Source organism: Nitratireductor aquibiodomus NL21 = JCM 21793, assembly GCF_000615975.1.
GTDB classification, from domain to species: Bacteria; Pseudomonadota; Alphaproteobacteria; order Rhizobiales; family Rhizobiaceae; genus Nitratireductor; species Nitratireductor aquibiodomus.
Genome location: NZ_BAMP01000031.1, coordinates 36,087 through 44,513, shown reverse-complemented (window position 1 = coordinate 44,513; position 8,427 = coordinate 36,087). Strand labels below are relative to the sequence as shown.

At 61.7% G+C, this 8,427-nt stretch carries 4 protein-coding genes, 1 pseudogene and 1 riboswitch; all 5 genes and pseudogenes read left to right on the top strand.

Translation table 11 applies throughout. The annotated features are described in order from the left end of the window. On the top strand, nucleotides 1-1,001 hold a 1,001-nt coding region (locus JCM21793_RS10785), incomplete at its 5' end, for an aminotransferase-like domain-containing protein (RefSeq protein ID WP_025030359.1). Nucleotides 1,002-1,091: 90 nt separating this feature from the next. After that, nucleotides 1,092-1,306, top strand: a riboswitch (cobalamin riboswitch). Between the two features lie 96 nt (nucleotides 1,307-1,402). Further along, the gene (locus JCM21793_RS10780; RefSeq protein ID WP_025030358.1) at nucleotides 1,403-4,282 is read left to right on the top strand and encodes a ribonucleoside-diphosphate reductase subunit alpha; all 2,880 of its coding nucleotides are present in this window, start codon (nucleotides 1,403-1,405) and stop codon (nucleotides 4,280-4,282) included. 89 nt (nucleotides 4,283-4,371) lie between these two features. After that, nucleotides 4,372-5,487 (top strand): ribonucleotide-diphosphate reductase subunit beta, encoded by a 1,116-nt coding sequence (locus tag JCM21793_RS25350; protein WP_007008944.1) that lies wholly within the window; start codon nucleotides 4,372-4,374, stop codon nucleotides 5,485-5,487. A 3-nt stretch (nucleotides 5,488-5,490) separates the two neighbouring features. Next, nucleotides 5,491-5,715 (top strand): hypothetical protein, encoded by a 225-nt coding sequence (locus JCM21793_RS10770; RefSeq protein ID WP_025030357.1) that lies wholly within the window; start codon nucleotides 5,491-5,493, stop codon nucleotides 5,713-5,715. A 77-nt stretch (nucleotides 5,716-5,792) separates the two neighbouring features. Beyond that, nucleotides 5,793-8,335 (top strand): annotated as a pseudogene (locus tag JCM21793_RS25345) (heavy metal translocating P-type ATPase). Nucleotides 8,336-8,427: the final 92 nt, after the last annotated feature.

Genomic DNA, 8,427 nt, shown 5'->3' with positions numbered 1-8,427 from the left:
GTCGCCTGTCGCGCGCCGATGCGGCGGTTCTTGCCGATTATGGCGAGCCGCTTGGATCGCCATCGCTGCGCACGCTGCTTGCGCGCCGTATGGCGGGCCATGGCATAGAGGCTTCTCCCGGTCAGGTGATGCTCACCGATTCCGGCACGCAGGCCATTGATCTTCTTTGCCGCTTCCTTCTGAAGCCGGGCGACACGGTGCTGGTGGACGATCCCTGCTATTTCAATTTCCATGCGCTGTTGCGCGCGCATCAGGTGAAGATCGTGGGCGTGCCCTACACACCGTCGGGGCCTGATGTCGCGCGGTTCGCCGAAGCGCTGGACCGGCATTCGCCGCGTCTCTACATAACCAATTCCGCGCTTCACAACCCGACCGGAGCGGTGCTTTCGCCGGCGGTTGCCCATCGGCTTTTGCTGCTTGCCGAAAAGGCCGACCTGACCATTGTCGAGGACGACATTTTCGCGGATTTCGAGGTCGAGCCAGCACCGCGCCTTGCCGCCTTCGACGGTTTTGCGCGCGTGGTCTATATTGGCAGTTTCTCCAAATCCCTTTCGGCATCCATGCGCTGCGGTTTCGTTGCGGCGCCGCGCGGCTGGATCGACGGGCTGACCGATTTGCGGATCGCCACATGTTTCGGCGGGCCGTCCATGGCGGCGGAGCTGGTGCTGGCGCTTCTGGGTGACGGCAGCTACCGCAGGCATATGGAGACTGTGCGCCAGCGGCTTTCCGCGTCGCGCGAGACGGTCGGCCAACGTTTGAAGAAGCTGGGCATAGAACCCTGGATCGAGCCCCGCGCGGGCATGTTCCTGTGGTGTCGTCTGCCCGATGGGCTGGATGCGTCGGCGATTGCCCGTCATGCGCTGGAACATGATGTGGTGCTTGCGCCGGGAAACGCGTTCAGCCTTTCCGGTTCGGCCCGTGGTTTCCTGCGCTTCAATGTCGCCCAATGCGATGATGAACGCATTTTTTCCTTGCTGGAAAAGGTCATGCGCGCGCTTTAGAGCTAAGGCCAAAGCGGCTTTGCGCATTGTGCAAAAGTTTGTTTCAGCTTTCCACTGAAACAAGATGTTGACTTCGTGGCCCCTATGGATGCCAACTGTAGGGGTCAAGGTTCTTTCGATTCTTGTTTGGATCGGGAGTGAAAAGGGAAGCCGGTGCGCCTTTTGGGCAAGTCCGGCGCTGCCCCCGCAACTGTAAGCAGCGAACCGCTTTCGTTTTGTGTCACTGGCGCCCAATGTGTGCTGGGAAGGCCGAACAGCGGTGACGACCTGCAAGCCAGGAGACCTGCCATGACGAGATAAACGTCCACGGGCGGGGTGTCCCGGTGGTGCGTGTGTCGCCATGGGAAACCCCGTCGCGCCGCATGTCTCCGCGCCCCTGTCCAACCGCCACGGGGGTCTAGATGCCGGCGACTGAAGTAAAGAACACCAATGGAACCGTCGCGGTTCCGCCATCCACCAGAAAGAGCGAAGCCGGTTCGTCCGAGCCGGGCTATCGTGTCATCCGCCGCAATGGCGGGGTGACGCCGTTCGATCCGGCCAAGATCACGATTGCGCTGACCAAGGCGTTTCTGGCGGTCGAAGGGTCCACCGCCGCCGGTTCGCGCCGTGTCCACGATATTGTCGAAGAGCTTGCCGAACAGGTTGTATCCGCGCTGACGCGCCGGGCCGATGCCGACCGCCTGTTCCACATCGAGGAAATTCAGGACCAGGTAGAACTCGCCCTTATGCGCGGCGAGCATCACCGTGTTGCCCGTGCCTATGTGCTCTACCGTGAGGAACGTGCCCGCGAACGGGCCACCGAAACCGTCGATGCCGAAGCACCGCAATCCACCCTGCAAATGACTCTGGACGATGGCACGCTGGTTGCGCTGGATGAGGCCCGTCTTGCGGAAATCGTTCATGAAGCCTGCGCCGGTCTCGAATCCGTTTCGGCCGAGCCGATCCTGAACGAGACGAAGCGCAATCTCTACGATGGCATCCGTCAGGACGAATTGTCTCTGGCTCCCATTCTTGCCTCCCGCACGCTGGTCGAGCAGGAGCCCGATTACGCGTTCGTTTCCGCGCGCCTACTGCTCGACAAACTGCGCCGCGAGGCTCTGACCTTCGTGTCCGAAAGGCCGGAGCAGGCCACGCAGGCCGAGATGTCGGAGCGCTATGCGCGTTACTTCCCCGACTTCGTGGCAAAGGGCATCGCCAACGACCTCATCGACCCGGAGCTTGCCCGCTTCGATCTGGAGCGCCTCGGCGCCGCGCTCAGACCCGAGCGCGACCTGAACTTCCAGTTTCTCGGTCTTCAGACCCTTTATGACCGTTACTTCCTGCATGCCAACGGCACCCGGTTCGAGCTGCCGCAGGCTTTCTTCATGCGCGTCGCCATGGGGCTTGCCGTGCGCGAGGTCGACCGCGAGGCGCGCGCCATCGAATTCTACGATCTCCTGTCGTCGTTCGATTTCATGGCCTCCACGCCCACCCTGTTCAATTCCGGCACGCTGCGCCCGCAGCTTTCTTCCTGCTTCCTCACCACGGTTGCCGACGATCTCGATGGCATCTTCAAGGCGGTGAAGGACAATGCGCTGCTTGCCAAATATTCCGGCGGGCTCGGCAATGACTGGACGCCGGTGCGCGGTCTCGGCGCGCATATCAAGGGCACCAATGGCGAGAGCCAGGGCGTCGTGCCGTTCCTCAAGGTCGCCAACGACACGGCCATCGCCGTCAATCAGGGCGGCAAGCGCAAGGGTGCGGTCTGCGCCTATCTGGAAAGCTGGCACATCGATATCGAGGAATTCCTCGACCTGCGCAAGAACACCGGCGACGACCGCCGCCGCACCCATGACATGAACACGGCCAACTGGGTGCCCGACCTGTTCATGGAGCGCGTCGCGGCAGACGGTCCGTGGACCCTGTTCTCACCCGACGAGACGCCCGATCTGCACGACCTTTATGGCAAGGCGTTCCGCAAGGCCTATGAAGCCTATGAGACAAAGGCGGAGGCCGGTGAACTGCGCGTCTTCAAAACCGTGCGCGCGGTCGATCTGTGGCGGCGCATGCTCACAATGCTCTTCGAGACCGGGCATCCCTGGGTCACGTTCAAGGATCCGTGCAACATCCGGTCGCCGCAGGGGCATGTGGGCGTCGTTCACTCATCAAACCTGTGTACGGAAATCACCCTCAACACGTCCAAGGACGAGGTGGCCGTCTGCAATCTGGGTTCCGTGAACCTCGTCAACCACATCGCCGATGGCGCACTCGATCTGGAGCGTCTGGCACGCACGGTCGGCACCGCCATGCGCATGCTCGACAATGTCATCGACATCAATTTCTACACCATTCCGGAGGCACGCCATTCCAATCTCAGGCATCGCCCGGTCGGCCTTGGTCTGATGGGCTTTCAGGACGCCTTGCAGAAGCTGCGTATACCCTATGCCAGCGAGGATGCGGTGGCGTTTGCCGATGCCAGCATGGAGGCGATCAGCTATTATGCAATTTCGGCTTCTGTAGAACTCGCCGACGAGCGCGGGCGCTATCCCACGTTCGAGAAGTCGCTGTGGTCGAAAGGCATCCTGCCGATCGATTCCATCCGGCTTCTGGAAGAGGCGCGGCCGGGTGTCGAGATGGATAACGCCGCAACGCTCGACTGGGAGAGCCTGCGCAAGCGGGTGAAGAAGGTCGGCATGCGCAATTCCAACTGCATGGCCATCGCGCCCACCGCCACCATCTCCAACATTTGCGGCGTTTCGCAGTCCATCGAACCCGCCTATCAGAACCTGTTCGTCAAATCGAACATGTCGGGCGATTTCACGGTGGTGAACGCGGCGCTCATCCACGACCTGAAGGACCGCGGCCTGTGGGATGAGGTCATGATGTCCGATCTCAAATATTTCGATGGGTCCATCGGCCAGATCGACCGGGTGCCCGACGATCTCAAGGCACTTTATGCGACCGCGTTCGAGATCGATTCCGCCTGGCTCATAGAGGCTGCCTCGCGCCGTCAGAAATGGATCGACCAGGCCCAGTCGCTCAACCTCTACATCGCCAATCCGAGTGGCAAGAAGCTGGACGAGCTTTACCGGCACGCATGGAAAAAAGGACTGAAAACCACCTATTACCTGCGTTCGCGTTCCGCCACCCATGTGGAGAAATCCACGCTCAAGGGAACCGACGGCAAGCTCAACGCCGTCTCCGCATCCAGCGTTTCGGCAGAACCCATCGCCATCGATCCGAATGCAGCCTGGACGAAGGCCTGCGCCATTGACGATCCCGAATGCGAGGCCTGCCAGTAGCCCGGCCTTTGGGCCCACCTTCATCCTGAACCCGTCGAAGGACGAAGGTGGGCGCGCGCCGAATGCAAACCCAATCGGAAGACAAGACAATGCTGAACTGGAACGAACAATCGCAGCCCGCCACCATTCCAAATCCCGCTTCCCCCGAGGCAGACGCCACGGGCCTTGGCGAGATCGAACGCGGGGCGGCCCGTGTATCGGTCGACGACAAGCGCATGATTAATGCACGCGCCGACGTCAACCAGCTCCTGCCGCTCAAATATCGCTGGGCGTGGGAGAAATATCTCGCCGGCTGCAACAATCACTGGATGCCCACCGAGGTCTCCATGCAGGCCGACATCGCGCTGTGGAAGTCGCGCGATGGCCTGACCGAAGACGAGCGACGCATGATTAAGCGCAATCTCGGCTTCTTCGCCGCGTCAGAGTCGCTTGTCGCCAACAACATCGTTCTGGCGATCTATCGGCACCTCACGAATCCCGAATGCCGGCAGTATCTCTTGCGTCAGGCCTTTGAAGAGGCGATCCACACGCACACTTTCCAGTACATCGTGGAGAGCCTTTCGCTGGACGAAGGCGAGCTCTTCAACATGTATCGTGAGGTGCCCTCCATCACCGACAAGGCGGCATGGGCGCTGGATTACACCAAGCATTTGGACGATCCGGAATTCAAGACCGGCACGCCGGAGGCCGATCAGGCGTTTCTGCGCGATCTGGTGGCCTTCTATGTCATCTTCGAGGGCATGTGGTTCTACACCGGTTTCGCGCAGATCCTGTCGCTCGGCCGCCGCAACAAGATGGTCGGCATCGCCGAACAGTATCAGTACATCCTGCGCGATGAATCCATCCATCTGAATTTCGGCATCGATGTCATCAACCAGATCAAGATCGAGAACCCGCATCTCTGGACGAAGGAATTCCAGGATGAGGTGCGCGGCATGATCGCGGACGCCGCCGAACTGGAAGCATCCTACGGGCGCGATACGATGCCGCGCGGCTTTCTGGGGCTCAACGCGGCGCTGTGCGAGCAGTACATGCACTTCATCGCCAACCGCCGCTGTGCCCAGCTCGGTCTCGCTCCGGTCTACGCTGAAACCGACAATCCATTCCCGTGGATGAGCGAGGCGATGGACCTGAAGAAGGAGAAGAATTTCTTCGAGACGCGCGTGATCGAGTATCAGAATGGCGGCGCGTTGAGCTGGGATTGATCCATGCCCTTTGACACCACATCGGCAAGACAGTTGCGCGCGGGTTCGATCCGCGCGCAACAGCGCGCTTTCATGGAATGGGTGGTCAGCCTGCCGCCCGATGCGGATATCGAATATGCCGCGCAGTGCCAGCTTGCGGAGATCGACCGGCGCCTTCCCGGTCATCCGCAGGTGCAGTATCTGCGCCTGCTTCTGACGGCCTTTGCCGGCTCCGAAACCACGCACTGAATTTTTCTGTTGACCTTCCATTGACTGGAAGGTTTAAAAGCCTAACCCTGAACATTAGTCATATCAGGGTGAAAGCGATGAATACCCTTGCTGCCGACACGTCTTCGGCCAATGTGAAACGTTTCCGCATCGAGGGGCTGACCTGCGCTTCCTGCGTGAAACGTGCTGAAAAGGCGATCGCCGCCGTCGATGGCGTTGAAAGCGCCTCGGTCAATCTGGCAACCGAAACCGCCGATGTCACGGTCCGGCCCGGTCTCGATTTCTCCAGCATTGTCAAGGCGGTGGAAGGGGCGGGCTATGGCGTGCCCGCCAGCCATCTCGACATCGGCATCGAGGGCATGACATGCGCCTCCTGCGTGCGGCGTGTGGAACAGGCCATTGCGGCTGTGCCCGGTGTTTCAAAAGTCGCGGTGAACCTTGCCACCGAAAGCGCTTCCGTCGATCTGTTGAGCGACGAGGCGCGCAACGGCGTGGAAGAGGCGATCCGCAAATCGGGCTATACGCCGGTTCGGCGCACCGACGGCGCTGCCGCGCGCGATGCGCATGAGGAGGCGAAAGCCGCCGAGTTTCGTTCGCTCAAGCGCGATTTCACGCTGGCCGCAATCTTCACGCTGCCGATCTTCATTCTCGAAATGGGCAGCCATTTCGTGCCGGGCATGCACGAATGGTTGATGGGCATTGCCGACCGCAGCACGCTCTACATGGTCTATTTCGTGCTGGCGACCATCGTTCAGTTCGGGCCGGGCCTGCGCTTTTACCGCAAGGGTTTTCCAGCACTGATGCGCTTCGCGCCGGACATGAACTCGCTCGTCATGCTCGGCTCCACGGCCGCCTGGGCCTATTCGGTCGTGGCCACCTTCGCGCCCGGCATTCTCCCCTCCGGCACGGTCAATGTCTATTTCGAGGCATCCGCCGTCATTGTCACGCTCATCCTGCTTGGGCGACTTCTGGAGGCGCGCGCCAAGGGCCGCACCGGCGAGGCCATCAAGCGGCTGATGGGCCTGCGCGCCAAGAGCGCCCGCGTTCTCAAGGACGACAGTTTTGTCGAAGTGCCGCTTGATGAGGTCGTCGTGGGCGACCGTCTTCAGGTGCGCCCCGGCGACAAGGTGCCGGTCGATGGCGTGGTCGAGAGCGGTTCCTCCTATGTGGATGAAGCGATGATCTCCGGCGAGCCGGTTCCGCTCTCCAAGGCCGAAGGCGACGAGGTGATCGGCGGCACGATCAACAAGACGGGCAGCTTCGTCTACCGCGCCACCAAGGTCGGCTCCGACACGGTGTTGGCGCAGATCATCCGCATGGTCGAAAACGCGCAAGGGGCCAAGCTGCCGATCCAGGCGGTCGTTGACCGGGTCACGGCGTGGTTCGTGCCGGCCGTCATGCTGGCGGCGGCCGCCACATTCGTCGTCTGGCTGGTGTTCGGTCCCGATCCCGCCTTCGCCTTTGCGCTGGTCAATGCTGTGGCGGTGCTCATCATCGCCTGCCCGTGCGCCATGGGGCTCGCCACACCAACCTCCATCATGGTCGGCACCGGCCGCGCCGCGCAGCTCGGTGTTCTCTTCCGCAATGGCGAGGCATTGCAGAGCCTGCGCAACACAAGCGTTGTCGCGTTCGACAAGACCGGAACGCTGACGCTCGGTCGCCCGGCACTCACCGATTTCGTGGTGCAGAACGGTTTCGAGCGCGCCGAAGTCCTTTCGCTCGTCGCCTCGGCGGAAGCCATGTCCGAACATCCGGTGGCCGAAGCCATCGTTCAGGGCGCGCGCGACGAGGGGCTCACCCTCAAGCCGGTCGATGCGTTCGATGCAGTTCCGGGTTTCGGCATTGCCGCAACCATTGGCGGTCGCAGTCTTCACATCGGCGCGGATCGTTACATGCGTCAGCAGAATGTCGAGATCGGCAAGGCTTCCTCCGATGCCGAAAAGCTCGCCGCCGATGCCAAGACACCGCTTTACGCGGCGGTCGATGGCAAGCTCGCGGCGGTGATCGCCGTTGCCGATCCGGTGAAGGAATCGACGCCCACCGCCATTGCAGCACTTCATGCGCTGGGGCTGGAAGTGGCGATGATAACCGGCGACAACCGCCACACGGCTGAAGCCATCGCCGCAAAACTCGGCATCGACCGGGTCGAGGCGGAAGTGCTGCCGGAGGGCAAGGTTGAGGCGCTCAAGCGCCTGCGCAAGCAGGCCGGCCCGGTGTCCTTCGTCGGTGACGGCATCAACGATGCCCCCGCTCTGGCGGAAGCTGATGTCGGCATCGCCATCGGCACCGGCACCGATGTCGCCATCGAGAGCGCCGACGTGGTTCTTATGGCTGGCGATGTCACCGGTGTTGCCAATGCCATCGGCCTTTCGCAGGCAACCATGAAGAACATCCGGCAGAACCTGTTTTGGGCCTTCGCTACAATGTGAGCCTGATCCCGGTTGCTGCCGGTGTGCTCTACCCGGCCACGGGCATGCTTCTGTCGCCCATGCTTGCCGCCGGCGCCATGGCGCTCTCCAGTGTCTTCGTGCTGGGCAATGCGCTGCGGCTCAAGCGTTTCAGGGCGCCTCTTCCTGTCCGGTCCGCCGGGCAGGAGGGGGCTCCGGCCAGCGAGGGCAGGGCGGTCACGGCTTCGGCCTGACCGTCAGGCCCTGCCCCCAATTCTGGGGATTTTCAAAAACCGATTCGACATGACGGTTCTTGCCGGGCATAATGCTTAAACGCTTAACCTTC